Origin of the sequence: Roseateles sp. (assembly GCF_049240545.1) — a bacterium.
Lineage (GTDB): Bacteria > Pseudomonadota > Gammaproteobacteria > Burkholderiales > Burkholderiaceae_C > Paucibacter_A.
In genome coordinates, this window is sequence record NZ_JBMLSK010000033.1 from 1 (window position 1) to 24,788 (window position 24,788).

The 24,788-nt window shown below is 63.4% G+C and carries 25 protein-coding genes; 10 read left to right on the plus strand and 15 right to left on the minus strand.

Features of this window, described 5'->3' with window-relative positions:
• A partial coding sequence (locus ACOVRJ_RS01670) for a CorA family divalent cation transporter (protein ID WP_422042175.1) occupies positions 1-671 on the minus strand: 671 nt, incomplete at its 3' end.
• Positions 672-1,115: 444 nt separating this feature from the next.
• On the opposite strand from ACOVRJ_RS01670, the gene hpf reads away from it, so the two are divergent.
• The 3 genes from hpf to hprK all read left to right on the plus strand — a co-directional run bounded on the left by hpf (position 1,116) and on the right by hprK (position 3,214).
• Positions 1,116-1,457, plus strand: coding sequence for a ribosome hibernation-promoting factor, HPF/YfiA family (gene hpf, locus ACOVRJ_RS01675; protein WP_422042198.1), 342 nt, complete (start codon positions 1,116-1,118; stop codon positions 1,455-1,457).
• Between the two features lie 293 nt (positions 1,458-1,750).
• Positions 1,751-2,221: a PTS IIA-like nitrogen regulatory protein PtsN gene (gene ptsN, locus ACOVRJ_RS01680; protein ID WP_422042199.1), complete on the plus strand. Its 471-nt coding sequence runs from the start codon at positions 1,751-1,753 to the stop codon at positions 2,219-2,221.
• 30 nt (positions 2,222-2,251) lie between these two features.
• On the plus strand, positions 2,252-3,214 hold the full coding sequence (gene hprK, locus ACOVRJ_RS01685) for an HPr(Ser) kinase/phosphatase (RefSeq protein ID WP_422042176.1): 963 nt from the start codon (positions 2,252-2,254) through the stop codon (positions 3,212-3,214).
• A 29-nt stretch (positions 3,215-3,243) separates the two neighbouring features.
• Here hprK and fur read toward each other — a convergent pair whose 3' ends face one another.
• On the minus strand, positions 3,244-3,672 hold the full coding sequence (gene fur / locus ACOVRJ_RS01690) for a ferric iron uptake transcriptional regulator (protein ID WP_422042177.1): 429 nt from the start codon (positions 3,670-3,672) through the stop codon (positions 3,244-3,246).
• Between the two features lie 116 nt (positions 3,673-3,788).
• On the opposite strand from fur, the gene ACOVRJ_RS01695 reads away from it, so the two are divergent.
• From ACOVRJ_RS01695 to holA, 7 genes are all read left to right on the plus strand, one after another.
• On the plus strand, positions 3,789-4,334 hold the full coding sequence (locus ACOVRJ_RS01695; RefSeq protein ID WP_422042178.1) for an outer membrane protein assembly factor BamE: 546 nt from the start codon (positions 3,789-3,791) through the stop codon (positions 4,332-4,334).
• Positions 4,331-5,134: a 4-hydroxy-tetrahydrodipicolinate reductase gene (gene dapB, locus ACOVRJ_RS01700; RefSeq protein WP_422042179.1), complete on the plus strand. Its 804-nt coding sequence runs from the start codon at positions 4,331-4,333 to the stop codon at positions 5,132-5,134. The genes ACOVRJ_RS01695 and dapB overlap by 4 nt, the downstream gene beginning before the upstream one ends.
• Positions 5,131-5,784 (plus strand): MotA/TolQ/ExbB proton channel family protein, encoded by a 654-nt coding sequence (locus tag ACOVRJ_RS01705; RefSeq protein ID WP_422042180.1) that lies wholly within the window; start codon positions 5,131-5,133, stop codon positions 5,782-5,784. Before dapB ends, ACOVRJ_RS01705 begins: the two co-directional genes overlap by 4 nt.
• 2 nt (positions 5,785-5,786) lie before the next feature.
• A complete protein-coding gene (locus ACOVRJ_RS01710; protein ID WP_422042181.1) occupies positions 5,787-6,200 on the plus strand; it encodes an ExbD/TolR family protein in 414 nt (137 codons plus the stop codon).
• A 74-nt stretch (positions 6,201-6,274) separates the two neighbouring features.
• Complete coding sequence (leuS, locus tag ACOVRJ_RS01715; protein WP_422042182.1) at positions 6,275-8,923, plus strand: leucine--tRNA ligase; 2,649 nt, start codon at positions 6,275-6,277, stop codon at positions 8,921-8,923.
• A gap of 12 nt (positions 8,924-8,935) precedes the next feature.
• Complete coding sequence (lptE, locus tag ACOVRJ_RS01720; RefSeq protein WP_422042183.1) at positions 8,936-9,433, plus strand: LPS assembly lipoprotein LptE; 498 nt, start codon at positions 8,936-8,938, stop codon at positions 9,431-9,433.
• Between the two features lie 5 nt (positions 9,434-9,438).
• A complete protein-coding gene (gene holA, locus ACOVRJ_RS01725) occupies positions 9,439-10,509 on the plus strand; it encodes a DNA polymerase III subunit delta (RefSeq protein ID WP_422042184.1) in 1,071 nt (356 codons plus the stop codon).
• 19 nt (positions 10,510-10,528) lie between these two features.
• Here holA and ACOVRJ_RS01730 read toward each other — a convergent pair whose 3' ends face one another.
• The 13 genes from ACOVRJ_RS01730 to ACOVRJ_RS01790 all read right to left on the minus strand — a co-directional run.
• Positions 10,529-13,333: an ATP-binding protein gene (locus ACOVRJ_RS01730; RefSeq protein ID WP_422042185.1), complete on the minus strand. Its 2,805-nt coding sequence runs from the start codon at positions 13,331-13,333 to the stop codon at positions 10,529-10,531.
• A gap of 167 nt (positions 13,334-13,500) precedes the next feature.
• Positions 13,501-14,442, minus strand: coding sequence for a 2-hydroxyacid dehydrogenase (locus ACOVRJ_RS01735; RefSeq protein WP_422042186.1), 942 nt, complete (start codon positions 14,440-14,442; stop codon positions 13,501-13,503).
• A gap of 6 nt (positions 14,443-14,448) precedes the next feature.
• Positions 14,449-14,949 (minus strand): CinA family protein, encoded by a 501-nt coding sequence (locus ACOVRJ_RS01740; RefSeq protein ID WP_422042187.1) that lies wholly within the window; start codon positions 14,947-14,949, stop codon positions 14,449-14,451.
• Between the two features lie 5 nt (positions 14,950-14,954).
• On the minus strand, positions 14,955-15,506 hold the full coding sequence (locus ACOVRJ_RS01745; protein ID WP_422042188.1) for a phosphatidylglycerophosphatase A: 552 nt from the start codon (positions 15,504-15,506) through the stop codon (positions 14,955-14,957).
• Between the two features lie 6 nt (positions 15,507-15,512).
• Positions 15,513-16,484 (minus strand): thiamine-phosphate kinase, encoded by a 972-nt coding sequence (gene thiL, locus ACOVRJ_RS01750; protein WP_422042189.1) that lies wholly within the window; start codon positions 16,482-16,484, stop codon positions 15,513-15,515.
• Positions 16,485-16,699: 215 nt separating this feature from the next.
• Complete coding sequence (locus tag ACOVRJ_RS01755) at positions 16,700-17,374, minus strand: PolC-type DNA polymerase III (protein ID WP_422042190.1); 675 nt, start codon at positions 17,372-17,374, stop codon at positions 16,700-16,702.
• A 10-nt stretch (positions 17,375-17,384) separates the two neighbouring features.
• Complete coding sequence (locus ACOVRJ_RS01760) at positions 17,385-19,310, minus strand: DUF294 nucleotidyltransferase-like domain-containing protein (protein ID WP_422042191.1); 1,926 nt, start codon at positions 19,308-19,310, stop codon at positions 17,385-17,387.
• Positions 19,311-19,393: 83 nt separating this feature from the next.
• Positions 19,394-21,520 (minus strand): sodium:solute symporter family protein, encoded by a 2,127-nt coding sequence (locus ACOVRJ_RS01765; protein ID WP_422042192.1) that lies wholly within the window; start codon positions 21,518-21,520, stop codon positions 19,394-19,396.
• Position 21,521: 1 nt separating this feature from the next.
• Complete coding sequence (locus ACOVRJ_RS01770; RefSeq protein WP_422042193.1) at positions 21,522-21,782, minus strand: DUF4212 domain-containing protein; 261 nt, start codon at positions 21,780-21,782, stop codon at positions 21,522-21,524.
• A 115-nt stretch (positions 21,783-21,897) separates the two neighbouring features.
• A complete protein-coding gene (locus ACOVRJ_RS01775; RefSeq protein WP_422042194.1) occupies positions 21,898-22,491 on the minus strand; it encodes a tetratricopeptide repeat protein in 594 nt (197 codons plus the stop codon).
• Positions 22,482-22,778, minus strand: coding sequence for a hypothetical protein (locus tag ACOVRJ_RS01780; RefSeq protein WP_422042195.1), 297 nt, complete (start codon positions 22,776-22,778; stop codon positions 22,482-22,484). The genes ACOVRJ_RS01775 and ACOVRJ_RS01780 overlap by 10 nt, the downstream gene beginning before the upstream one ends.
• Positions 22,779-23,115: 337 nt before the next feature.
• Positions 23,116-23,817 carry a tellurite resistance TerB family protein gene (locus ACOVRJ_RS01785; protein WP_422042196.1) on the minus strand — a complete coding sequence of 234 codons (702 nt, stop codon included), beginning with the start codon at positions 23,815-23,817 and terminating at the stop codon, positions 23,116-23,118.
• Positions 23,818-23,906: 89 nt separating this feature from the next.
• On the minus strand, positions 23,907-24,788 hold an 882-nt coding region (locus ACOVRJ_RS01790), incomplete at its 5' end, for a bile acid:sodium symporter family protein (RefSeq protein ID WP_422042197.1).

Consider the following 24,788-nt stretch of genomic DNA (forward strand, 5'->3'; position numbering starts at 1 on the left):
CGCGACTCCTCGAACTGCTCGGCATTGAGCATGCGGCTGCGCATCATGAAGCTGAGCGCCCGGCGGGTGTCCATCACATTGCGGCGGATGCGCCCGTTCAAGTCTTCTTCGCGCGCGATGGCCGAAAGAACCTCACCGGCCTCGGCGTCATTGACGTCTTTCTTCAGCACCCGAGCGCTGACCTTCTCAAGCTTGTCGTAAATGCCTTCCAAGATGTCCGCCGAATACTCCGCATCGGCGTCATAAAGCTTCAGCAGCACATCCTTGGCGTCTTCGATCAAGGCCGGAATACGGCGAGCCCGCAAACGCAGCAAGCGAAACACCGGCAGGTCGCCGTTGTGGATCGAGAACAGCACATTGTTGTAAAGAATAAAAGCAACCCGAACGTTGCGGGTGATCTCATTGCCGTCGATCAAGAAGTCAGAACGGATGTGCAATTCGCCGTTGTCTTCTTCGTAGAAGCGGGCCGACTCTTCCAAGTCCTCATCCACGATGTCTTCCGGGATGGTCAAACCAAACCGGTCTTGAATCCAACCCTTTTCTTCGGCGCTGGGTTGGTCCAGATCCACCCAGATCGGACGTGATTGCGCCAAATCTTCGGCAGTCTCGATTTCTTCCTGAAACAGGCCGCCTTTCAGGCGCCCGTTGTCCAAGGTAAATACATTCAGCATGCAGATCTCCAGCGCCATAGCGCCGACTTGAGTCTGGACGGAGCCTCGCCGTCCGGAAGGTGGGTGTGTTGGGGACCCGTCTCACTCCGGACAATCGGTCAAGCAGCACGCTTGGGCGGGCTGCAAACACCATTGACGTAGGAATGGAGGGTCACCGCGGGTGATCGCTGTCCAAGAAGGACTCCAAAGCTGGGAAGCTTTGATTATCACCTCGTAGCCAGCCACTATCAGAGGGTGATTTGCGCGCTCCTCGCACAGGAAAACCAACAAACGGACTACGTCCCAAGCAAAACCCGTAAAGGGCTTGTCACAAACGAACTTCGGGGGCAAACTGGACCGACCGATTCACTACCAAAGCCGCTTTCGAGACCCAGCGATCTGTCTACTTCGTTCTTTGACCCTTTGTTCACCGTTTTCTCGATTCCTCTTGTGAAAGGAGGCTTTATGAACCTGACCATCAGTGGCCACCATCTAGAAGTAACGCCGTCTTTGCGTGAGTATGTGCTCACAAAGCTTGACCGGGTGACCCGCCATTTTGATCAAGTCGTTGACATCAACGTCTTGCTCACCGTGGAGAAGCAAAAGGAAAAAGAACGCCGCCAGAAGGCCGAGGTCACGCTCCACGTCAAGGGGCGCGACATCTTCGTCGAGCACGCCAGCGAAGATCTTTACGCCGCCATTGATCAGTTGATGGATAAGTTGGACCGTCAGGTTTGCCGCCACAAGGATCGTCTGCAAGATCATCACCACACCGCTGCCAAGCGCTTGGAGATACCGGCCCCCTGAAAAATGCATGCGCGATGGCGAGGAAACAGCCATCGAACAAGCCAGCAAGGCGACCTCGGGTCGCCTTTTTTCTTGCCCCTACAGCCAGGACTCCAGTCCTTGTGAAAAAGAGCGCGCCCAATTGCCATCGCGTCAACCACGTTTTTGTTGCTGCATTGCAGCAAACCGGCACTTGTACACTGGCCGCGCAAAGGCCGTCCGCGCACAATGCCTGCAAGTTTCTATAATCCCTCACCCCGACCTTGAGCAAGCGTTTCGCCGAGGGCTACCGCCCGACGCAGCGCTTCGACACCATGAACCGTCTCGCCGCCATCCTTCCTGCCAGCAATGTGCTGGTCAATGTGGACGCATCCAGCAAAAAGCGTGTTTTCGAACAGGCCGGCTTGCTGTTCGAGAACAATCATGCGATCGCGCGGGCGCTGGTTGCCGACAATCTTTTTGCGCGTGAGCGCCTGGGATCGACCGGCCTTGGGCACGGGGTGGCGATTCCGCATGGCCGCATCAAGGGGCTGAAGAATCCGTTGGCGGCGGTTTTGCGAGTGCAGCAGCCGATCGGCTTCGATGCGCCGGATGACGAACCCGTCAGCCTGTTGATTTTCTTGCTGGTGCCCGAAGCGGCGACTCAGCGACATCTGGAAATCCTCTCGGAAATCGCCGAGATGTTGTCCGACCGGGAACTGCGTGAGCGCCTGAAGACCGAGTCCGAAGCCAGCGCGGTACACCGCTTGATTTCTGACTGGGAACCGCTCAAGTCGGTGGCCTGATCCCCAACCTCTGCACCTCAAACCCATCCAGTGAAACCCACCTCCATCAGCGCCGACCGACTCTTTGAAGAGCACAGGGAGGCGCTGCGATGGGAGTGGATCGCCGGCCATGCGCATCCCCAGCGCCGCTTTGACGAAGCCGCCGTACGCGATGCTCAATCAGCGGCCGACTTGGTCGGCTACCTGAACTACATCCACCCTTACCGGGTGCAGATTGTCGGTCGCCGTGAGGTTGCCTATTTGAGCCAGGCCTCGGGTGAAGTGCTGGATCGCCGCATTGCGCGCATCGTCACCTTGGAGCCGCCGGTCATCATCGTGGCCGACAACCAACCGCCACCCGACCGTTTGGTGGCCATGTGCGACCGAGCCGAAATTCCGCTGTTTGAAACCGCCGACTCCGCCGGTCATGTGATCGACGTGGTGCGCGCTTATCTGGCCCACCTCTTTGCCAACCGCACGACCCGCCACGGCGTCTTCATGGACATCCTAGGGCTGGGCGTCCTGCTCACGGGCGAATCAGGCCTGGGCAAGAGCGAACTCGGTTTGGAATTGATTTCGCGCGGTCACGGTCTCGTGGCCGATGACGCGGTGGACCTGTTTCGCATCTCCCAAACCGCCATCGAGGGCCGCTGCCCGGAGTTGCTGCTGAATCTGCTCGAAGTGCGCGGCATCGGCTTGCTGGACATCAAGGCCATCTTTGGTGAAACCGCCGTGCGTCGCAAGATGCGGCTGAAGTTGATTGTTCACCTGGTGCGCAAGGAAACGCTGGAGCGCGACTTCGAACGATTGCCCTACGAGCCCTTGTACGAAGAGGTGCTGGGCATGCCGGTGCGCAAGGTCATCATCGCGGTGGACGCGGGTCGAAATCTCGCGGTGCTGGTCGAAGCCGCCGTGCGCAACACCGTGCTGCAATTGCGAGGCATCGACACCTACCGCGAGTTCGTCGAGCGCCATCAGCGCGCCATCGAATCGGGCCAGCACGATCAGGACTGAGTCAGTCTCAGCCTCAGCGGCCCCGTCACTCAGCTGCCGCGATGAGGGCAGTCTTTCTTGATGCAGGCAGCGTAAAGCGCCAAGGAATGCTCCTGCAGATCGAAGCCTCGCTCAGCTGCGATGCGGTGCTGACGCTCTTCAATCTCCGGATCGAAGAACTCTTCCACCCGGCCACAGGTCAAACACACCAAGTGGTCGTGATGATGCCCTTGGTTGAGCTCGAACACCGACTTGCCGGACTCGAAATGATTGCGGGACAGCAAGCCGGCCTGCTCAAACTGAGTCAGCACCCGGTACACGGTCGCCAAACCAATATCGGCATCCTCGATCAGCAAGGCCTTGTAGACGTCTTCGGCGGTCATATGGCGCTGGCTGGTCTTCTGGAACACCTCCAGAATCTTGATGCGCGGCAGGGTCGCCTTGAGCCCGCTGTTTTTGATCTCTTCGGTCCGGTTCATAGCTTGATAAGGCCGGCGTGGCCCCCCGTGGGCCTGCCGCTAGAATGGGGCGATCATAGCCAGCAACGGCTCTTTCAGCAGCCCAAGCCCCTAAAGAAGCATTCATGCGTTCGAATATGTGTACCGCTCCCCCTGCTCGCTTGAGCCTGCTCGCGCTGATTGGCGCCACCGTGGCCTTGTTGAGCGCATGCGCTGGCTCGATCTCGGGCGAAAAAGTGCTCGGTGTTGTTAGTCCCTATCGCTTGGACATCGTGCAGGGCAATGTCCTGACCAAGGAGTTGACCGCTCGTGTCAAGCCAGGCATGAGCCGAGCTCAGGTGCGGGACCTGCTGGGCTCGCCGCTGCTCACCGACATCTTCCATGCCGATCGCTGGGACTATGTCTTCACCATCCGCCGCCAAGGCGCCGCGCCGCAAAAGCGCCAGGTGGTGGCCTTGTTTGACGGCGATGTGCTGAAGTCGCTCGACTTGCCGAACGATTTGCCGAGCGAGAACGAGTTCGTCAGCGCCATCAACACCCGGGAATCTCGCGGCGCCGCGCCCAAGCTGGCGCTCAGTGCCGAAGAGATCAAGGCCCTGCCGGTGCCCGCCAAGACTGCTGCGCCGGCCGCGGAAGCCATCGGCGTGCAACGCAGCTACCCGCCGCTGGAACCCAAGCCATGACCCGCATCGTCATTGCCGGTAGTTCCGGCCGCATGGGTCGCATGCTGATCGAAGCGGTCGTCAACTCGACCGACTGCGTGCTGCACGGCGCACTGGATCGCGAAGGCAGCCCCACACTCGGTCAAGACGCCAGCGCCTTTTTGGGCCACAACAGCGGTGTTTTGATCAGCGCCGATTTGCAGCAAACGTTGCGCGGCGCCGATGTGCTGATCGATTTCACCCGCCCCGAAGGCACGCTGACGCATCTGGCAGTTTGTCGGGAACTGGGTGTCAAGGTCGTCATCGGCACCACCGGATTCAGCCCCGAGCAAAAGGCCGAGATCGGTGAACACGCCCGCCACATCGGCATCATGATGGCGCCGAATATGAGTGTCGGCGTCAACGTCGTGTTGCGCCTGCTGGACATGGCCGCACGTTCGCTGAACGAAGGCTTTGACATCGAAATCATCGAAGCTCATCACCGCCACAAGGTCGATGCCCCGAGCGGCACCGCCCTGGCGCTAGGCGAAGCGGTGGCCAATGCCTTGGGCCGTGATTTGAAGACCTGCGCCGTCTACGGCCGCGAAGGCGTCACCGGCGAGCGCGACCCGTCCACCATTGGCTTTGCCACGGTGCGCGGCGGCGACATCATCGGCGACCACACGGTGCTCTTCGCCGGCATCGGTGAACGCATTGAAATCAGCCACAAGGCCAGCAGCCGCAGCACCTTTGCGCTCGGCAGCCTGCGTGCGGCTCGTTTCCTGGCAGGCCAAAAGCCGGGCCTGTATGACATGAACGATGTACTGGGTCTGGGTGCATGACAGGATTCGCTGACCTGTGGAGTCAAGGCGACGCGGTGAGCCGGTCGGTGGCCGTTTTGCTGCTGTTGATGTCGGTCGGCGCCTGGGTGGTGATTTTCTGGAAAAGCTGGATGCTGCAGCGGGTGCGTCGCAGCCTGACGCGCGCCCTGCCGGCTTTTTGGGCCGCCAGCGATTTGCCCGCAGGCCGTGCCGCCCTCGAGAACTTTGATTCGGAAGCGGTGCTGCAGCCCTTGCTCGACGCCGCAAGTGCCGAAACCCAAACCGGCAGCCTCGACGGTGCCGTCAAGCGCGAATCCCGTCTGACACGCCGCTTGCGCGACGCCCTGCACCAAGTCGTCCGACGGCTGCAGTTTGGTCAAGTGCTGTTGGCCTCGATCGGCAGCACCGCACCCTTTATCGGCCTGTTCGGCACCGTTTGGGGCATCTACCACGCGCTGGTGAGCATCTCAGCCGGCGGCAATCTGACGATCGAGAAGATCTCAGGCCCGGTGGGCGAAGCGCTGATCATGACGGCCGCCGGTCTGGCCGTGGCCATCCCAGCCGTGCTGGCCTACAACATCTTCGGCAAGCAAGTCGGTGACTGCGAGGCCGAGTTGGAAGGCTTCGCGCACGACCTGCGCGAAATGCTGGATCAAGAAGACCGGGGCTGATCATGGCCTTCGGTCGCCTGGAACGCAGCGAACGCCCCAAGCCGATGGGCGAGATCAATATGACGCCGCTGATCGACGTCATGCTGGTGCTGCTGGTGATCTTCATGATCGCCGCGCCGCTGATGAGTTCCTCGCTGCGTCTGGATCTGCCCAAGAGCGAGGCTGCCACGCCCTCGGACGCGCCCAAATTCATCCTGGTTTCGCTTGCAGCCGACGGCAGCTTGTTCCTGGGCGAAGAGAAATTGGCCGCGCCTCAATTTCAGCAGCGCATCTCAACACTCGGCCGCGCCAACCCCGATCTGGAGTTGCAGTTGCGAGCCGACAAGGCCGTGCCTTACGGGCAAGTCGCCGAGCTGATCGGCTGGATGCAGGCCGCTGGCCTGAACCGCATCGCCTTTGTCGCTGAAACGCCCTAGCGATCTATCGCCTGCCCGGCATTTCCCGCCCGCTGGCCCTGAGCCTGCTCGGCCCACCCCCTACAATTTGCCGCATGAACGACAAGTACGCCCCCAACGAGATCGAAGCCGCTGCGCGCCAGTATTGGAATTCCCGTGACGCCTACCGCGTCACCGAAGACCAGAGCAAGCCCAAGTTCTACGCCTGCTCCATGCTGCCTTACCCCAGCGGCAAGCTGCACATGGGCCATGTGCGCAACTACACGATCAACGACATGCTGACACGCCAGCTGCGCATGAAGGGCTACAACGTCTTGATGCCCATGGGCTGGGACGCTTTCGGCCTGCCCGCCGAGAACGCCGCGATGAAGAACAAGGTGCCGCCGGCCAAGTGGACCTACGACAACATCGCCTATATGAAGTCGCAAATGCAGGCCATGGGCCTGGCGATCGACTGGTCGCGCGAGATCGCCACCTGCACGCCCGAGTACTACAAGTGGAACCAATGGCTGTTCCTGAAGATGCTGGAAGCCGGCATCGCCGAGCGCCGCACCCAGGTCGTCAACTGGGACCCGGTGGACCAGACCGTGCTGGCCAATGAGCAGGTGGTCGATGGCAAGGGCTGGCGCTCCGGCGCTGTGGTCGAAAAGCGCGAGATCCCCGGCTACTACCTGAACATCACCAAGTACGCCGATGAGCTGCTGGCCGCTGTGGCCGACCCCAGCAATCCGCAATACTTGAGCGGCTGGCCCGAGCGCGTGCGCCTGATGCAGGAGAACTGGATTGGCAAGAGCGAAGGCGTGCGCTTTGCTTTCCCGCATGAGATCAAGGGCGCCGACGGCGCGCTGATCCAGGACGGCAAGCTCTACGTCTTCACGACGCGTGCCGACACCCTCATGGGCGTGACCTTCTGCGCCGTGGCGCCGGAGCACCCGCTGGCCACGTACGCTGCAGCGTCCAACCCTGAGCTGGCCGCCTTCATCGAAGAATGCAAACGCGGCGGCACCACCGAAGCCGAGTTGGCCACCCAAGAAAAGAAAGGCCAGCGCACCGGCCTCTTCGTCACCCATCCGCTGACCGGCGCGCAGGTCGAGGTCTGGGTCGGCAACTATGTGCTGATGAGCTATGGCGACGGCGCCGTGATGGGCGTGCCCGCGCACGACGAGCGCGACTTTGCCTTCGCCAAGAAGTACGGCATCGAGATCAAGCAAGTGGTCGCCGCCGAAGGCGAAAGCTTCAGCCTGGACGCTTGGGCCGAGTGGTACGGCGACAAGCAAAAAGCCGTCTGCGTCAACTCCGGCGAACTCGATGGTTTGAGCCACAAGGCCGCCGTGGCCAAGGTGGCCGACTTGGTCGGCGCCAAGGGCCTGGGCGAGAAGAAAACCACCTGGCGCCTGCGCGACTGGGGCATCAGCCGCCAGCGATACTGGGGCACGCCCATCCCCATCATCAACTGCGATGACTGCGGCTCGGTACCGGTGCCTGAGAAAGATCTGCCGGTGGTGTTGCCCGAAGAGTGCATCCCTGACGGCAGCGGCAACCCGCTGAAAAAGCACGCTGGTTTCCTGAACGTGGCCTGCCCCAAGTGCGGCAAGCCGGCGCAGCGCGAAACCGACACCATGGACACCTTTGTCGATTCGTCCTGGTATTTCATGCGTTACTGCGATGCGCAGAACAAGGACGCCATGGTCGGCGACGGCACCGCCTATTGGATGCGCCAAGGCGCGGCCATGGACCAGTACATCGGCGGCATCGAGCACGCCATCCTGCACCTGCTCTACGCCCGCTTCTGGACCAAGGTCATGCGCGATCTGGGCCTGGTCAAGATCGACGAGCCCTTCACCAAGCTGCTGACCCAGGGCATGGTGCTGAACCACATCTACTCGCGCCGTGGCGAGAAGGGTGGCATCGAGTATTTCTGGCCGCATGAGGTGGAAGACGTGGCCGACGCCAACGGCAAGGTCACCCACGCCACGCTGAAGAGCGATGGCTCGCGCGTGGAGTACGAGGGCGTGGGCACCATGTCCAAGTCCAAGAACAATGGTGTGGACCCGCAAGAGCTGATCAACCAATACGGTGCCGACACGGCCCGTCTGTTCGTCATGTTCGCCTCGCCACCGGAACAAACGCTGGAGTGGAACGACTCGGGCGTGGAAGGCGCGCACCGTTTCTTGAAGCGCGTCTGGGCCTTTGGCGTCAAGCATGAAGCCGCCATCAAGAGCGCCGGCCAAGACTTTGCCGCCCTCAGCGGCGAGGGCAAGGCGCTGCGCCGCGAGGTGCATCTGGTGCTCAAGCAAGTCAGCTACGACTACGAGCGCATGCAGTACAACACCGTGGTGTCGGGCGGCATGAAGCTGCTCAATGCGCTGGAGGGCTTCAAGGCCGCCGGCCAGGACGCCGCCATCCGCGAAGGCTTCTCGGTGCTGCTGCGCGTGCTCTACCCGGCCTGCCCACACATCGCCCACCAGCTCTGGCAAGACCTCGGCTTTGCCGCCGAGCTGGGCGATCTGCTCGACAGCGCCTGGCCCAGCGTGGACGAAGCGGCCTTGGTGCAAGACGAGATTGAACTGATGCTGCAGGTCAATGGCAAGCTGCGTGGCTCCGTCAAGGTGCCGGCCGCGGCCGACAAGGCCGCCATCGAAGCCGCCGCGCTGGCCAACGAAGACTTCCTCAAGTTTGCCGAAGGCAAGCCGGCCAAGAAGGTCATCGTGGTGCCGGGTCGTCTGGTCAACGTGGTGGTCTAAGGTCCAATGACCATGCAGCGTCGCCTGCTTGTATCGGCAGCACTGGCTTGCTTGACCAGCCTGGGCGGCTGCGGCTTTGAGCTGCGCAAAGAGCCCGAGTTCCTGTTCCAGCGCATTGCCCTGAGCGGCTTTGCGCCGGGCTCGCCCTTTGCGACCGAGCTGCGACGCCAACTGGCGCGCTCGCCGGTCAAGGTGGTGGAAGACGCCAACAAGGCCGATGTGGTCTTGGTCGCGCTCCAGGATGTGCGCGACAAGGTCGTGGTCAGCTCCACCGTGGCGGGTCAGGTGCGTGAATGGCAGTTGCGCCTCAGCGTCGACTACCTGCTGCGCACGCCCAATGACGAATTGCTGCTGCCACGCACCGAGCTGCGCCTGGTGCGCGAAATGAACTACACCGAAGAACGCGCCCTGGGCAAAGAGCAGGAAGAGCTGCAACTGCACCGCGCCATGCAGTCCGACGGCGTGGCCCAGGTGATGCGTCGCCTCTCGGCCGTTCGACTGCCGAGCTGAGCCCCATGCAGCTTCGCGCCGACGCCCTCCCCCAGCAGCTCGCCAAAGCGCTGCGGCCCATCTACACCATCTACGGCGACGAGCCGCTGCTGGCGCAAGAGGCGGCCGACGCGATTCGGGCCGCCGCTCGGGCTCAGGGTTATGGCGAACGCAAGGTTTTCACCGTGGCCGGGGCCTACTTCGACTGGGGCCCGGTGCTGGGCGCAGCGCAGGCGCTGAGCCTGTTTGCAGAACGCCAGTTCATTGAGATTCGCATCCCCAGCGGCAAGCCCGGCAAAGAAGGCTCCGAGGCCTTGCAGCGATACTGCGCCGCGCTGCCCGAGGACGTGGTGACCCTGGTCACCTTGCCCAAGCTGGACAAAACCCAGACCAGTAGCGCCTGGTTCAGCGCGCTGGACGGCGCCGGTGTGACCGTACGCGTGGACCCGGTGGACCGCCGGGCGCTGCCGCAATGGATCGCCCAACGCTTGGTCGCGCAAGGTCAACGGGTGCCCGAGGGCGAGATTGGTCAACGCACCTTGGCCTTCTTCGCAGACCGGGTCGAAGGCAATCTGCTGGCAGCGCACCAAGAGTTGCAAAAGCTGGCGTTGCTGCACCCGAAAGGCGAGCTGAGTTTTGAGCAGATCGAATCTGCGGTCTTGAACGTGGCTCGCTACGACGTCTTCAAGCTCAGCGAGGCGGTGCTGGCCGGCCATGTGCCGCGCCTGCTGCGCATGCTGGAGGGTCTGGAGGCCGAGGGCGAGGCCGCCGTGCTGGTGCACTGGAGTCTGGCCGAAGACATACGCGCGCTGAAGCGGGTGCGTGATGCGGTGGACGCAGGCAAACCCTTGCCGATGGCGCTGCGTGAATCGCGGGTTTGGGGCGCCAAGGAACGTTTGTTCGAGCGCATCGTCCCTGGCCTGCACGCCGCTGATCTGACCCGTTTGGTCGAGGCCGCGCAGGTGTGCGACGGACTGGTCAAGGGCTTGCGCCACCCCGACTGGCCGCAGGACGCCTGGGCCGGCTTGCGGCGCTTGGCCCTGATGCTGGCCGAAACCGTGGTCGCCTGCGGGCCACGCCTGGTCTTGCAAGCTTAGGCGCAGACAAACGCCAGGTTCAGGGTGCCTTCAGCGGCATTTCGATCACGAAGCGACTGCCTTCGCCTTCCCGGCTCTTGACGCTCAATCGCCCCCCCAGCAAGCTGCCGCAGATATTGTGGGCAATGCTCAGGCCGAGGCCGCTCCCGCCTTGGCCGAACTTGGTGGTGAAGAAGGGGTCGAAAATGCGCTCCTGCACCGAAGCCGGTATGCCATGACCATCGTCGGCTACCCACAGACTCAAGCGCCCGCCCTCCAAGGCTTGAGCGCCAAGGCTCATCACACCGCCCTCGCGCCCATCAAACGCATGAACCAAGGCGTTGTTGATCAAGATGATCAAGACCTGGCCCAAGGGGCCGGGAAAGCTATCCAACTGCAAGCCTGAGGGCACGGCCATGTCCAGCTTCACACTGGCACGGCGCAACTGCAAGCCCATGGTCTGGAGGCACTGCTCACACAGCTCCTTCAGATCAAAGCTGCGACGCTGCTCAGCACTGCGATCCACCGCCACCTGCTTGAAGCTGCGCACCAAAGCGGCGGCGGTTTCCATGCTGCGGTTGATGACTTCCAGGCCATCGCGGGTGCGGCCGGCGTAGTGCTGCCAGTCGGAACGTTTCAAGGCCTGCTGCTCGACCCGCTGCACAAACTCCTGGGTGCTGCCCAGCAAGGTGCTGGCGATCAAGAGGCTGTTGCCGATCGGCGTGTTCAGCTCATGCGCCACGCCCGCCACCATCGAGCCCAAAGCCGCCAGCTTCTCTTGAGCCATCAGCTGCCGCTGCATTTCGCTCAGGCGCAGATAGGCGCCGGCGTTGTCCAGGGCGATGGCGATGTAAGACCGCAAGGTGCGAAAAATCAGCTGCTGGCGTTCGCCGTAAGCGCCCGCCCGAGGCGACTGAATCGTCATCGCGCCAATCACCCGTTCGCCGGCCAACAAGGGCGCAAAGATCAGGCTGCGCAGCACGCTGGTGCCGGGCACTTGCTCGCCCAAGTTCTCGTGCTCGGCGGCATCGCTGAGCACGAATTCCCGACGCTCCTGCACGCAGCGCACACACAAGGAACGCGTCGAGCTCATGTCAATCGGCGGATCGGTGAAGGGCTCACCGTCCTCCACACCATAGGCGCAGTAGAGTTGCTGGCCCGCTGCATCGAGCAGATAGATCGCCAGGCAAGGCGCATCCAACAAGGCATTGACGTGACGCGTCATCACCTCAAAGATGCGCTCGGCCACCAGTTCGTTGGTGATTTCTTGCCCCACCTGGCCCAGATGCTGCAAGACCTCGTGCGAATCACGCAGCAATTGGAAGCGCGCCGCTTCTGATTCGGCCAAACGCCGCAAATGCTCGCTCTCGGCCCGGGCGCTCTCGATCTTGTGATGCACCCGCAAAGCACTTGAGCGCCGCACCGCCTCATCATTGAAGCGACTCTGCCGCGCCTCGCTGGCCCGCTGCGACCAGTGATAGGCACGCTCAAAATTCCCCCCGGCCGCAAAGGCCTTGGCCGTGGTTTCCATGAGCTTGACCGAGGGCTGATACGAGGCCAAGCTATCGGCCAACTGCAATGCCGACAGGTAATAGGACAAGGCGTGCCCCTCCAAGCCCGTGCGCCCCAAGGCTTGGTCTTCGCCTTGTTGCACATCCCCCAAGACCCACAACATCGCGACCTCCAAACTGGGCTCATGCTGCTCCCGCACCAGACGCAGGCCCTCCAAGGCATGCTCGCGAGCAGGTTCAAAACGACCCAAGAGCAGTTCGGCCCGCGCCAGCCCCAAGCGGGCCTCGGCGCGCAGGTCCAGCGAGTGAGATGCCAGAGCTCGCTCCATCAGCTCAGAGAACGCGGTTTGGGCCGCCAGCCCTTGGCCGGAGTCCAACTCGGTATGACCCAGATAGCCCAGCGCCAGCGCATGCGTGCGGTTCTCAGGCTGCTCAGCGCCGAGTTGCAGGCACTCCTGCAAGAGCTCGCGCGCATCGCCTAACTGCCCGAGTCGACGCAAGGCCTCGCCGGTGTGCGCCAAGCACAGGCTGATCATGCTGGGCCAGCGGGAGACGCGGGCCAAGTCAAGGCCGCGCTTCAGCCACTCCATCGCGGTCTGAAAGTCACTCATCCGGGTGTAGGTATGACCCAGATTGGTTGCCAAGGTGATGGCGCGCCGGATTTGCCCGGTCACCATGGCCAACTCGAAGGCGCGCGAGTGCGCCTGGATGGCGTTCAAATAATGGCCCTGCATGGCAGCCAAAAGGCCGCGGAAGTCTTCAACCGCAGAACCCTCTATCGGCCCCAGCTCGCTGCTGTCTTGCGGCAGGCGCGCGCCCCATTCGCGCTCGGCCAGCACTTGATCAACAAAGACCTGGGCGCGGCCCAGATTGGCCTGGAACAAGGTCGCGCGCGCCACGTCTCCCAAGGCTTCAACACAACCCAAGGCCAGGGCCAGCTCGCCGCGCAAACGCCCCACATCGCCGCGATCGGCTGCTAGGTAATGAGCTTGCCAATGCACATCCGCCAAACCGACTTGATCGCTTGCCGCTTCAAAGAGCGCGCGGGCCAGGCCCAACTGCTGCTCGGCTTGCACCAGTTCACCAAACAACAGATGAGCCTCGGAGCGCACCAGGTGCAATCGGCCTCGCGCCCGCGCGACGAGTGGCGCCGGCCAAGGCGTCGAGCCCAGCAAACCCTCCACATCGGTCGCCAGCGCCAAGGCCCGATGCGTGTCACGCTGGCGCAGGGCCCAGGCCAGTTGCAAGCGTTCCTGCACGGAGTCCTGCGCCGCGTTCAGGGCCAGATGCTGCTCCCAAGCGGCGACGCTTGAGTCTGTGGGAAAAAACTCCATGGCCGACCTCGTCAACTCGGTGGCGGAGCCAGTTCAGCTGGCCGCCCCTCAGTTCCTGATGGACAGGCGTCGAGAATACCCCGGTGACTGAATACCTGCAGAGGCCGAGGCCACGTTCCTGGGCCTGATTCGCGCCCTTCTGCGCGAAACACCACACTCCAGCCCCTTCAATAGCCTCGCGGCCGATGCACTCGGTGTGCCAAGGGCTGGCCAGCACGCAGCGCCAACACATTGGTGCGCACCACCGCAGCAGCGCTGCGCGGATCGGTCTGCGCCGCACAATGCGGCAAGACCGTCACGCGAGGGTGTTGCCAGAAGGGATGGTCGGCGGGCAAAGGCTCTTGGCGGAAGACATCCAGCACAGCGCGGCTGAGTTGACCGCTGTCCAGCGCGGCCAACAGATCGTCCTCCACCACATGAGCGCCACGGGCCAGATTGACCAAACAGGCACCGCGTTTCATCGTGGTCAAGCGGGCCGCATTGAAGAAATCTCGCGTCTGCTCGGTCAGCGGCAACAGATTGATGACGGTATCCGCCGCTGCCAAGCCCTGCGCCAAGCCCTCGGCACCATGCAGCGTCTGCACGCCAGCGCAGTCAGCCGGTCGGCGGCTCCAGCCGCTGACCGCGTAGCCTTGCGCCGCCAAGGCCTGCGCCACCCGGCCTCCCAACTGCCCCATGCCCAAGACCATGACGCGCCACTCCGCGGCCCGCAACTGCTGCGGCTGACGCCACAGCGACTGCCCTTGTTGCGCGTGCAAATCAAAAAAACCACGATGCAAGGCCAAGACGGCCCACAACGCCGTGTGCACCATGGCCTCATTCATGGCGGGGTCCACCATGCGTGCCAGCGGCACCTCGGGCGGCAGGGTCGGGTCCTGCAGCAGTCGGTCGACACCGGCCCAGAGCGACTGAATCAGGCGCAGATTCGGCAAGCCCTGCAAGACGCCCGGCTCGGGGTTGGCAACGATGGCAATGTCCACCGCGGCCGCCTGCACCGCATCAGCCGGCGGCGCCAGGCACCAATCCTCACCCGGCAAAGCCTCTTGCAGCAGGCGCAGCCATTGCTGCTGCTCGGCCGCCGGCCAGCGGCCGCTCAGCACAATACTCATGGCGCTTTACTGGTCCTTGTCTTCCAGCGCCTCGCACAGCGCCATCAAGCCGGCGCGCAAGGTGGCAATGCGTACCGCGTGACGATCACCGCTGAAATGCTCTTGCCAAACCTTGGGCGGCCGCCCCGCGTGCACCAGCGCCAGCCACACGGTGCCCACCGGCTTGTCGGCCGAGCCGCCGGTGGGGCCGGCAATACCGGTCACGGCCAGGGCCCAGTCGATCGGCGCATGCGCCAGCAGACCGCGCGCCATATGCAGCGCAGCCTCGCCACTGACCGACCCATGCAGGCCAATCAGCGCCGCCGGCACGCCCAGCAACTCGGTCTTGGATTCATTGCTGTAGCTCACCACACCGCGCTCAAACCATTGGCTGGAGCCGGACAAGCTGGTGCAGGCCGCGGCGATCAGCCCGCCGGTGCAGGACTCGGCGGTGCCGACCTTTTCGCGCCGCTGCATCAGGGCCACGCCGATGCGGTCGATCAACTCTTGCTCTTCAGGAAACAACATGCTCATCACCCCCACAAGAAGCGCCACAGCGCGATCACCACAAGCGTACATCCTGCCGCGACGAAATCGTCGAACAAAATGCCCCAACCCTGTGCCCAGCCAACCGGCTTGCCACGCTCGCCCTTGAAGAGCTGATCGGCCCAGCCCACCGGCCCCGGTTTGGCTGCATCAAAGAAACGGAACAGGGCAAAAGCGATCAACTGCCCCCAAAAGCCGGTAGGCATCACCAGCCACAACACCAGCCAAAACGCCAAGATCTCATCCCAGACCACCGCGCCGGGGTCAGGTGTTGCCAGATGGCGCGCTGTCATCGTGCAGGCCCACCAACCGACCAGGGTGCCGCCGGCCAGCAGCCAGGCCCAGCTGCGATCGCTCATCCAGGGGTTCATCACCAGAAAAGCCAACCAAGCCCAAAGCGTGCCAACTGTGCCCGGTGCCTTGGGCGACAGCCCGCTGCCAAAGCCCAGCGCAATCCAGTGCGCCGGATGCGGAAACATGAAGCGCGCCGTGGCGCGGCGCGGCGCAAGCGCGCCGGGGATGGGAGAGGTATCGCTCATGAAGGCTTACATGAAATGGTCAAAGCTGCTGAACTGAGCCAGCAGCGGGCGGCCAGCCGCGTCGTGCAGACGCACCCCAGGCTCGGCCTCGATGCGCCCGATCCGCTGCACCGGCGTCTCGCTGGCCACTGCGGCCGCAGCCACGGCCGCGCGACCGGCGGCATCGCTCGGCGCACTGAACACCAGCTCATAGTCATCACCACCCGCCAGACCACATTCGCGCTGCAGGGCCAGGTCTTGCGCGGCCAGCACCGAACTGCGCGGCAAGGCATCCACATCGAGGCTCGCGCCCACGCCCGAGGCCTTCAAGATGTGGCCCAGATCACCCAGCAGACCGTCGGAGACGTCGATGGCGCTGTGCGCCACCCCGCGCAAGGCCAGCCCCAGTTCAACGCGCGGCTGCGGGCACTCCATGGCCCGGCGCACTTGTTCGAAATCGCCTCCGGCCAGTTGCGCCGTGCCGCGAAACACCTCCAAGGCCAGCCGAGCATCGCCCAGCGTAGCGCCCGAAACGTAAATGTCGTCGCCCACCTTTGCGCCGCTGCGCAGCAAGGCCTGACCCCGCGGCACCTCACCCATCACAGTGATGCAGATGTTCAAGGGGCCCTGGGTGGTGTCGCCTCCGACCAAGGCAATGCCATGGCGCTGCGCCAGCTCGAACAAGCCCTGCGCAAAGCCAGCCAAAAACACCTCATCGGCACGCGGCAAACTCAAGGCCAAGGTGAAGGCTCGCGGTGTCGCCCCGCAAGCCGCCAGATCACTCAGGTTAACAGCCAAGGCCTTGTAGCCCAGGCGCTGAGGCGCCACCGTGGACAGAAAGTGCCGCCCCTCCACCAGCATGTCGCTGGATACCAGCCACTGCATACCCGGCCTCGGATTGATGACCGCACAGTCATCGCCAATGCCCACCGGCACCTGATCCACCGACGGATGGCTTTGACTCTTGAAGAAACGTTGGATCAGATCGAATTCACCCATGGGTGGATTGTGTCAGCCCGCGCGCAGGGACTTGCGCGAGATCCGAGTGCCCGATGGTGTGGCAAGGGGCCGAGTCAAAGCGAACCGCAGAGCAGCATCAGATTTCCGCTCAGGGCACCTTGTTGCCACGCCATCAAGACATGAGCTACGGCGGACTCCGAACGTCATATTGGCGGCGCAAGCACAGTCACCCCATCAATGCCCGGCCGCGCCGGTCAGGCTTGCAACCAGCGACGCTGCGCGGCCATGTCCTGCAGTTCGGTAAAGCGGGGGCGGCCGCGTTTTTGCAGCACGGGCCACAAGCGCAGCAGCAACTCGGCGGTGGCCAGGGTGTCGGCGGCCGCTTGGTGACGTTGCGCGCAGCGGATGTCAAAGTGGGCCATCCAGTCGTCAAGCGAGCGGCAGCCGGCCTGCGGGTGGCTCAGCGCGGCCACCGGCTCCAGATCCAACCAGGGGTTGGGGAGCTTTCGGCCCAGACACTTGGACATCTCGCGCTGGATCATGCCCTGGTCGAAAGCGGCATGAAAGGCGAGCAGCGGTGCCTCGCCGATCCACTGTTCGAAGGCCTGCAGCGCCTGAATCGGCTCAATGCCGCCACGCTGCGCCCCCAGCCCGATGCCGTGCAGCAGGATGTTGGCCTTGAAGCCCTCCGCCATCGGCAGGTCGACCGGCTGACGCAGCAGGATTTCGAAGCTGTCGCCCAGCAAGATGCGCGGCGGCGTGGCTGACATGTCGAGAGCGATAGCGGCGATCGCCAGCAAGCGGTCCCGCTCCAGGTTCAGGCCGCTGGTCTCGACATCCAACACCACCCAGCGCGCGGACTCGCCGCGCTGGGCCGCGTCGCTGCCGCCACCGGACAGCCGACGGATCAGGTCTTGCAGCCAGCTCATCGCAGCCAGCTCATCGCAGCCAGTCCAGCTCAAGGCGCTGCTGCAGACGCCGGGCGACGCGAAAACTCTCCTTGAGCACGCGGCGGTCGATGTCGTTGAGCGCATCCAGCGCCATCCAATTGGGCTGCTCGGTTGGCAGGGTGCCGTCGCCGGCCGCTTCCATCTGCACGCGCAAGCGCAGCATCTGCAGAAACTCGAAGGCGCTGATCCAGCCCTCGCTTTCGGCGGCACTCACTTGCAGCGCACGACCCATAGCCTCAAACCGCTCGCGGGTGTTGGTGGCGCTGATGCCATGGGCCAGCGCATGGATGCGCGCCACGTCCACAAAGATCGCCGTACCATGAAGCTTCAGATCAATGCCCTCGCGCCCGGCGGCGTTCTTCTCGCCCTCCACCGCGCCCAGCCAGTTCAGCGGCGGGCGGCTGCGCAGCGAGTTCTCCGCCATCTGGCGCATGAAGCGCGGCAGTCGCGCCGCATGGCTGCCGAGCAGCTCGCGCAGCGGCGCCACCAGCGTCGCATCACCCCAGATCGGGCGGAAGTCGAAATAGATGCTGGCCTTCAGCAGATCCTCCGGCGCGCCATGCTCCATCCATTCGTTGAAGGCTTCCAGCCATTCCTGTGCGCTGAGGCAACAGGCTGGATTGGAGGCCATCACCCCGCCCTTGCACAGCGGATAGCCGCAGGCGTCCAGCGCCTGATTGACGTCCAGCGCAAAGGCCAGCCAGCGCGGCCGGTCGCGCTCAGGGTCGTCGCTGACGAACAGCAGGCCGTTGTCCTGGTCGGTGGCGATGGTCTGCTCGCCTCGGCCCTCCGAGCCGAAGGCCAGCCAGCAGGCCCGGCGCTCGTCCAGCCCATGCTGCTCTGCCTTGAGCTGCAGCAGGCGCTGGGCAAGCACATCGTTGAGGTGCGAGATCAGCTCGGTAAGCTGGCGCGCGGCCACGCCCTGCGCCAGCAGGTTGCGCGCGAAGCGGCGGATGTCCTGCGCCACCACGCGAAGCGTGTCGACATCCTGCGCGGCCCGGATCGCGGTGCTGACCTGCTTGAGCGAGAGTCGTTGCATCGCGAACAGATCCCGTTCGGAAACGATGCTGACCACGCGGCCCGCCTCGGTGACCGGCACATGGCGCACACCGTGGCGCGACATCAGCAGCGCCGCCTGCTGCGCCGTATCCGCCACCGTGAGGCAGTGCACCGGCTGGCTCATCACCTGCCCGATCGGCGTGCTCAGCGACAGCTGCGGCAGCGTGATGCGCGACAGGATGTCGTGGCGCGTCAGGATGCCCAAGACGGCACCGCCCTCGTCGCAGACCAGCACCGAACCAATATGCCGCTGATGCATCAGCTCCAGCGCGGTCTGCAACGGCGTATCAGGCGAGACGCTGGCCGGCGCGCGGCGCTTGAGCTGGGCCAGCGGCGTCTCCATCGACTGCTCGGACAGCGTCTGCGAGGAATAAGCCACCTGCAGCGCGCGGCGTGACAGCGCCAAAAACTGGGCCACGCGCCGGTTCAGAAAGTCGGCAAAAGGCGCACTGAGCTGGGCCAGCACGTGCACCTGCTCGGCCGGCAGCAGCAGGCAGAAGGTGTCGCCCTGCGAGGTGTAGCTGGCGGTCACGGCACGCGCACCCAGCACGGCGCCGACGGGGAAAAAGTCACCCGGCTCGAAGTGGAAACCACCGGCCGTTTCAGCCATGCCGCGCTGGCCGCTGACCGCGCCCTGGCGGACAAAGAACAAGTGCTGCACCGGCCCGGACTCCGGCGACAGCATGGCTTCGCCGGGCGCGTAGTAAGCCTGGCTGGCGTGGCGGACAAACTGCAGCACATGCGCGGACTGCATCTGGGCAAAGGGTGCATAACGCTGCAGCTCGACCTGCATCTGGACCATCAGGCTGCCCGAGGGAATGCCTGAGGGGACGGCTTTTGTGGGTGCTTGACTCATCTCGAAATCCTGCCTGCCATGAAAAGAAAAAAGGCCCCGCAGCGGGCTGCGGGGCCTTGCCTTTCAGTCAATCATGCCGGGGGTCAGGGCTTGCCCAGGTTCAGGTCGGGGTAGCGCACATGCTCCACCAGATCCTGGGTGTCTTTGCTTGGCGCCGGGGTGAGCAGGCTGACGATGATGATCGTCGCAAAGCCCAGTGGCACGCCGAAGATACCGGCGCTGATCGGCAGGATGCCGAACCACAGCTCGATCGGCGAGGTCACGCCGAACACGCCGCGCAGCCAGGGCTGGGTGGTCACCATGTAGTAGAAGGTGATGCCCAGGCCAGCAGCGATGCCCAGCGAAGCGCCCCACTTGTTGGCACGTTTCCAGAACACCCCCAGCACCAGGGCCGGGAAGAAGGCGGCGGCCGCGAAGGAGAACGCAGCGGACACGAGGAACAAGATGTCAGCCGGCTTCTGCGCCGCGACATAAGCCGCAGCCAGGGCCACCACCAAGAGCAAGATCTTGGAAATGGTGACGCGACGAGCGGTCGAAGCGTTCGGGTCGATCATCTTGTAGTAGACGTCGTGGCTCAGCGCATTGGCGATGGTCAGCAACAAGCCGTCCGCAGTGGACAGCGCCGCAGCCAGACCACCGGCCGCCACCATGCCGGAGATCACGTAGGGCAAACCACCAATCTCAGGCGTGGCCAGCACGATGATGTCGCCGCCGATCCTCATCTCGCCGAGCTGGAAGATGCCGTCCTTGTTGACGTCAGCCACCGCGAGCAGCGCCGGGTCGACCTTGGCCCAGTTGGCGATCCAGGCCGGTAGCTGATCAAACGGCGTGCCCACCAGCACGTTGAACACCTCGTACTTGACCAGCACGGCCAGAGCCGGCGCCGAGAAGTACAGCAGGAAGATGAAGAACAAACTCCAAGTCACCGACTCGCGCGCCTCCTTGACGGATGGCGTGGTGTAGTAGCGCATCAGGATGTGCGGCAGCGCGGCCGTCCCCACCATCAGGCAGAACACCAGGGCCAGGAAGTTGCGCCGCGACTCGTCGAAGGTCTTCTGCGCTTTCTCATCGCCGTTCGGATCCCCGGCAAACTGCTGCGCATGCGTCGGCATGCCAGCGAGCGGCTTGGCCCGATCAGCATTGCTCTTCTGCGCCGCCGCCCAGGCCTTCTTGGCTGCCGCTTCATCGGCGGGCACTGCCGCCAAGGCTTTCTCGGCCGCAGCGACCTGGTCGGCCGGCGCGTTGGCGGCCTTCAGATCGGCCAGCTTCTGCGTGGCGGCGGCCTTGTCAGCAGCCAGCGCAGCGGGCACGTCCTTGAGCTTGGCCTCGAATTCGGCGGCACGGGCCTTGAAGATCGCAATGACCTCCTGCTCCTTGGGGTCGGCCTTGATGCGCTTCTCGGCCTCGGAGACCTTCTGCAACTGGTAGCCGTAGATGGCTTGTGGCACCGGGATGCCGGTCTGCTTCACCGACAGCCACACCACCGGGATCATGTAAGCAATGATCAGGATGATGTACTGCGCCACCTGTGTCCAGGTGACGGCGCGCATGCCGCCCAGGAAGGAGCAGACCAGAATGCCGGCCAAGCCGACGAAGACGCCGATCTCGAAGGCCAGGCCCGACAGACGCGCGGTAATCAGGCCCACGCCGTAGATCTGCGCCACCACATAGACGAAGGAGCACAGGATCGCCGCCGCCACGCCCAGAATGCGCGGCAGATTGCCTTCATAGCGCGCGCCCAGGAAGTCAGGGATGGTGAACTGGCCGAACTTGCGCAGATACGGCGCCAGGAACAGCGCCACCAGGCAGTAGCCGCCGGTCCAACCCATGATGAAGGCCAGGCCGCCATAACCCGTCAGGTAGAGCGTACCGGCCATGCCGATGAAGGAAGCCGCCGACATCCAGTCGGCGCCGGTAGCCATGCCGTTGTAGACCGCCGGCACGCGACGGCCGGCCACGTAGTACTCGCTGGCGTCGGACGTGCGACTCATGAAGCCGATGCCGGCGTACAGCAGCACGGTGGCGATCAGGAAGATGAAGCCGATGTACTGACGCGGCAGGCCCATCTGTTCCAGGATGGCCAAGGCGACGATGAAGATGAGAAAGCCGCCGGTGTACCAGGTGTAGACCTTGTTCAGCTGCTTCTTGAAGGCCGCATTGGCCGCTGCACTGACCGTGCCGGGCGAAGCGGAAGGTGTTGCGCCAGCCATATCAAGCCCCCTCTTCGGCAACGCCGTGTTCCTGGTCCAGGCGATTCATCGTCCGCGCATAGAACCAGATGATCAGGCAGTACACGATCAGCGCACCCTGGGAACCAACCCAGAAGCTGAACGGCCAGCCAAAGAAGGTGAAACTCAGGTCGCGGGCAAAAAAGCCCACGACGAAGGTCACCACGAACCAGATCGCCAGCAGAACTGCGGTGAGCCGCAGGTTCTTCTGCCAGTACTGGTGGTGTCTTTCGGTCAATTGCATCGCTGTCGTCTCCTTCATGTCGTTAGAAGGCCTTCACCCTCTGCGGGATCTCGGGCACCGATGGAACACCCCATGCGCCAACAGCGCGCATGCTGCGCGGGTGACCCGCTGGACGTCAGGCGAGCAGTCCGGTCTCGCGCTCGAGTTGAGCGGCGACCTTGGGCTCAAAGCCTTTGAGGTGGGCGATGATGCGCCGCGCCTCGTCGGGCTTCTGACGATCGACATGAACCCGGGCCAGCTGATACCAGCCGTAGGGGCTCATGGGTTGCAGTTCGGTGTTGCGCTTCAGAGCGGCGACAGCCTCCTCAAAACGCTGCATGCGGATCAGACACAGGCCCAGGCCATACCAGGCTCGGTCAAGCTTGGAGTCAAGCTCAACAGCCTGGCGAAAGGCTGCCTCGGCCTCATCGAGCCGGCCCTCCGCTTCCAGCAGATAGGCCAAATTGAACCAATCACCCGCGCTGCGCCGAGGATGGGTTGTAACGAGGGCTTTCAAATCGTTGATGGCTTGCGTCTTCGCCCCGCGCGAGGAGCGCAAATGAGCGCGACTCGCCAGCGCATAAGCATCACCCGGCCAGTCCGCCAGCATTTCGTCAAATATCTCTTCGGCCCACTGGCGCTGGGCGAAAACCAAGGCCGTGAGCGCCTTCATTTTGAGCAGCTGGTAACGCCAGGAACGGGCTGCAATGGACTTCAGCTCTACTGACATTGCGCCACTCCCAGTTGAAGGCAGATATTGATCTTGATCACCGTAGCCACCAGCCACAGGCTCAGCAGCAACAGAAAGGTCGCCAAAGGAATGTGGCGATCCAGAATGACGCGCGGGCTGATCAAGCGGGTCAAGTGGGTGAACGGACGCGTGAGCACCGCCAAGAGCTGGTAAAAGAAATTGCCATCGCGCTTGGCTCCTGCCAAAAGGCCTAGCAGCCATTGACCCACCATGGCGAGTAAGGCGATCTCGGCGATCAGCTTTAAGGATGAAGTCAGCAAGAGCATATTTGTTTTTTCCCAGTGATGCGTACTGTGAATCAAAACCGCTTACTGATTTCTGACAAAGCCCCCTTCCTCCGTGCTCGCCCCACTATCGATAACCCTGCCTCCTCCTGCATTCGACAGACTCAAGCCGAGGCTTCGCTCTCAATCTGCAATATGGGGCGCGCAGGCTTGCAGCAGCCGCCGGGGAACGGAGTCCTTCGTCAGGCTAGATTGCGAGTTAGTAGGGGTCGATACACAGCCTCCTTGGCGGGCGAGATCAAGCCTCGCGCAGCGCCAAGAAAGCCCGTTCAGAGCCGAGCACAAAAAGAAGTGGGGCATGCGCCGCAGCGCCGCCGACTCAAGCAGCTGCCGCCTGAGCCTCTAGCTCGGACTTCAACCCCGCCGGCAGCTTCAGCTGCCGAGCCAGCTCATCCAGATAAGCCCGCTCCATGAAGCTGGTTTCATCCGCGACCAGCAGGCTGGCGAGATACATCTCGGCGGCCAACTCGGGGCTGGCGGCGGACTGCGCGACCTCGGCGGGATCGAGCGGGCGGCGCAGCTCGGTCTCAAACCACTGGCGCATCGAGGTATCGGCCTCAAGGCGGTTCAGTTCGGCCTCGACCAAGCCACGCTCGCGCTCATCCAGATGACCATCCGACTTGGCGGCGGCAATCATGGCCTTGAGCATGGCACGGCTGTGCAGCTCTTGCTCGGGTGCGGGCAGACGGTCAACGGTGCGGGGTGCTGCCGTCGGCGCGGGCTGCGACTGCGCGCCTTGCGCCTGCTGGCTGGCCTGCCAGTTACTGTAGGCCTTGTAGGCCATCAGGCCCAGCGCCGCGATGCTGCCGTACTTCAGCGCCTTGCCGCCGTAGCTGCGGCCCCGTTTGCTGCCCAGCAGCAGGCCCAAAGCGCCGCCTGCTGCGGCCCCCAACCCCATCTGGCCCAGGCCCTTGCCACTGCCGAGGGCTCCACCCAAGCCTCCGCCCGCCCCCCCTGTTTTGCCCTCCAGCATGGCCAGACCGGATTTCAGCAGTTGTTCCAACGTCGACTGCGCGCTCATCGATGAATGCTCCTTGAGACTAAAAATGAACAAAGCCACCGCCTGCACAAACCAAGCGGCGGCGGTCGAATCTTGCGACTAGGCTTCGATCAGGCCTTGGCCAAAGCGCCAATCTTGCTCTGGTCGCGCGCCAACTCTTCACGCCGCGTGATGCCACGGAACCAGATCGTCACCATCGAACTCGTCAGTACGATAAAGAACGAGTACAGCACTGGGATCAACAGCACATCCTGCTGCTGCGTGCCGGAGAAGGTGAGCGTCACGATCAGCACGGCCAGCGGGCCGTTCTGAATGCCGGTCTCTAGAGCGATGGTGCGCGAGCGCTGATTGTCCTGGCGCAGCAGCTTGGACAAACCAAAGCCCAGCAGAAAGCCCAGCAAGCCCAGACCGATGGACGCGCCATAGACCGGGAAGCCGGTGTCCAGCAGCAGCTGGAAGTTGCGCGGCACCCACGAGCCCATCAGGAACAGGATCACCAGCACGCCCAGCAAGCCACCGATCATCTCGATGACTGCGCCCACATTGGCATTCCACTTGCGCAACACGATGCCGATCAGCGTGGGCACCAGGAGCACAAACAGCACCTGAATCACATTGCCGGGCGGAATCTTCCAATCACCTTCGATGCCCTGACTGTAAAAAGCCAGTGTCAGCGGCACCATCACGATCGCGACCAAGGTGGAACTGATGGTCATCAAGATGGACAGACTCAGCGTGCCCTTGCTGAAATAGGTGAAGATATTGCTGGTGGTACCGCCGGGCATGCAGCCCATCAGGATCAGACCCACGGCGTAGGCCGGCGGCAGGCCGGCAAGCTGCGCCAGAAAATAGGCAATCGCTGGCATCAGGCCGTATTGGCACAAGAGGCCAACAATCAGTCCCTGCGGCCGGCGCAAGGCGATAGCGAAGTCCTTGAAGGTCAGGCTGGCGCCCATGCCGAGCATGATGACCATCATCATCACGCCCAGCAG

What these genes read in the sequence shown, in the direction of transcription:
- hpf (WP_422042198.1), top strand. Translation starts at nt 1,116, where the DNA reads ATGAACCTGACCATCAGTGGCCACCATCTAGAAGTAACGCCGTCTTTG.
- ptsN (WP_422042199.1), top strand. Translation starts at nt 1,751, where the DNA reads ATGAACCGTCTCGCCGCCATCCTTCCTGCCAGCAATGTGCTGGTCAAT.
- fur (WP_422042177.1), bottom strand. Translation starts at nt 3,672, where the DNA reads ATGAACCGGACCGAAGAGATCAAAAACAGCGGGCTCAAGGCGACCCTG.
- ACOVRJ_RS01695 (WP_422042178.1), top strand. Translation starts at nt 3,789, where the DNA reads ATGTGTACCGCTCCCCCTGCTCGCTTGAGCCTGCTCGCGCTGATTGGC.
- dapB (WP_422042179.1), top strand. Translation starts at nt 4,331, where the DNA reads ATGACCCGCATCGTCATTGCCGGTAGTTCCGGCCGCATGGGTCGCATG.
- ACOVRJ_RS01705 (WP_422042180.1), top strand. Translation starts at nt 5,131, where the DNA reads ATGACAGGATTCGCTGACCTGTGGAGTCAAGGCGACGCGGTGAGCCGG.
- ACOVRJ_RS01710 (WP_422042181.1), top strand. Translation starts at nt 5,787, where the DNA reads ATGGCCTTCGGTCGCCTGGAACGCAGCGAACGCCCCAAGCCGATGGGC.
- leuS (WP_422042182.1), top strand. Translation starts at nt 6,275, where the DNA reads ATGAACGACAAGTACGCCCCCAACGAGATCGAAGCCGCTGCGCGCCAG.
- lptE (WP_422042183.1), top strand. Translation starts at nt 8,936, where the DNA reads ATGCAGCGTCGCCTGCTTGTATCGGCAGCACTGGCTTGCTTGACCAGC.
- holA (WP_422042184.1), top strand. Translation starts at nt 9,439, where the DNA reads ATGCAGCTTCGCGCCGACGCCCTCCCCCAGCAGCTCGCCAAAGCGCTG.
- ACOVRJ_RS01730 (WP_422042185.1), bottom strand. Translation starts at nt 13,333, where the DNA reads ATGGAGTTTTTTCCCACAGACTCAAGCGTCGCCGCTTGGGAGCAGCAT.
- ACOVRJ_RS01735 (WP_422042186.1), bottom strand. Translation starts at nt 14,442, where the DNA reads ATGAGTATTGTGCTGAGCGGCCGCTGGCCGGCGGCCGAGCAGCAGCAA.
- ACOVRJ_RS01740 (WP_422042187.1), bottom strand. Translation starts at nt 14,949, where the DNA reads ATGTTGTTTCCTGAAGAGCAAGAGTTGATCGACCGCATCGGCGTGGCC.
- ACOVRJ_RS01745 (WP_422042188.1), bottom strand. Translation starts at nt 15,506, where the DNA reads ATGAGCGATACCTCTCCCATCCCCGGCGCGCTTGCGCCGCGCCGCGCC.
- thiL (WP_422042189.1), bottom strand. Translation starts at nt 16,484, where the DNA reads ATGGGTGAATTCGATCTGATCCAACGTTTCTTCAAGAGTCAAAGCCAT.
- ACOVRJ_RS01755 (WP_422042190.1), bottom strand. Translation starts at nt 17,374, where the DNA reads ATGAGCTGGCTGCAAGACCTGATCCGTCGGCTGTCCGGTGGCGGCAGC.
- ACOVRJ_RS01760 (WP_422042191.1), bottom strand. Translation starts at nt 19,310, where the DNA reads ATGAGTCAAGCACCCACAAAAGCCGTCCCCTCAGGCATTCCCTCGGGC.
- ACOVRJ_RS01765 (WP_422042192.1), bottom strand. Translation starts at nt 21,520, where the DNA reads ATGGCTGGCGCAACACCTTCCGCTTCGCCCGGCACGGTCAGTGCAGCG.
- ACOVRJ_RS01770 (WP_422042193.1), bottom strand. Translation starts at nt 21,782, where the DNA reads ATGCAATTGACCGAAAGACACCACCAGTACTGGCAGAAGAACCTGCGG.
- ACOVRJ_RS01775 (WP_422042194.1), bottom strand. Translation starts at nt 22,491, where the DNA reads ATGTCAGTAGAGCTGAAGTCCATTGCAGCCCGTTCCTGGCGTTACCAG.
- ACOVRJ_RS01780 (WP_422042195.1), bottom strand. Translation starts at nt 22,778, where the DNA reads ATGCTCTTGCTGACTTCATCCTTAAAGCTGATCGCCGAGATCGCCTTA.
- ACOVRJ_RS01785 (WP_422042196.1), bottom strand. Translation starts at nt 23,817, where the DNA reads ATGAGCGCGCAGTCGACGTTGGAACAACTGCTGAAATCCGGTCTGGCC.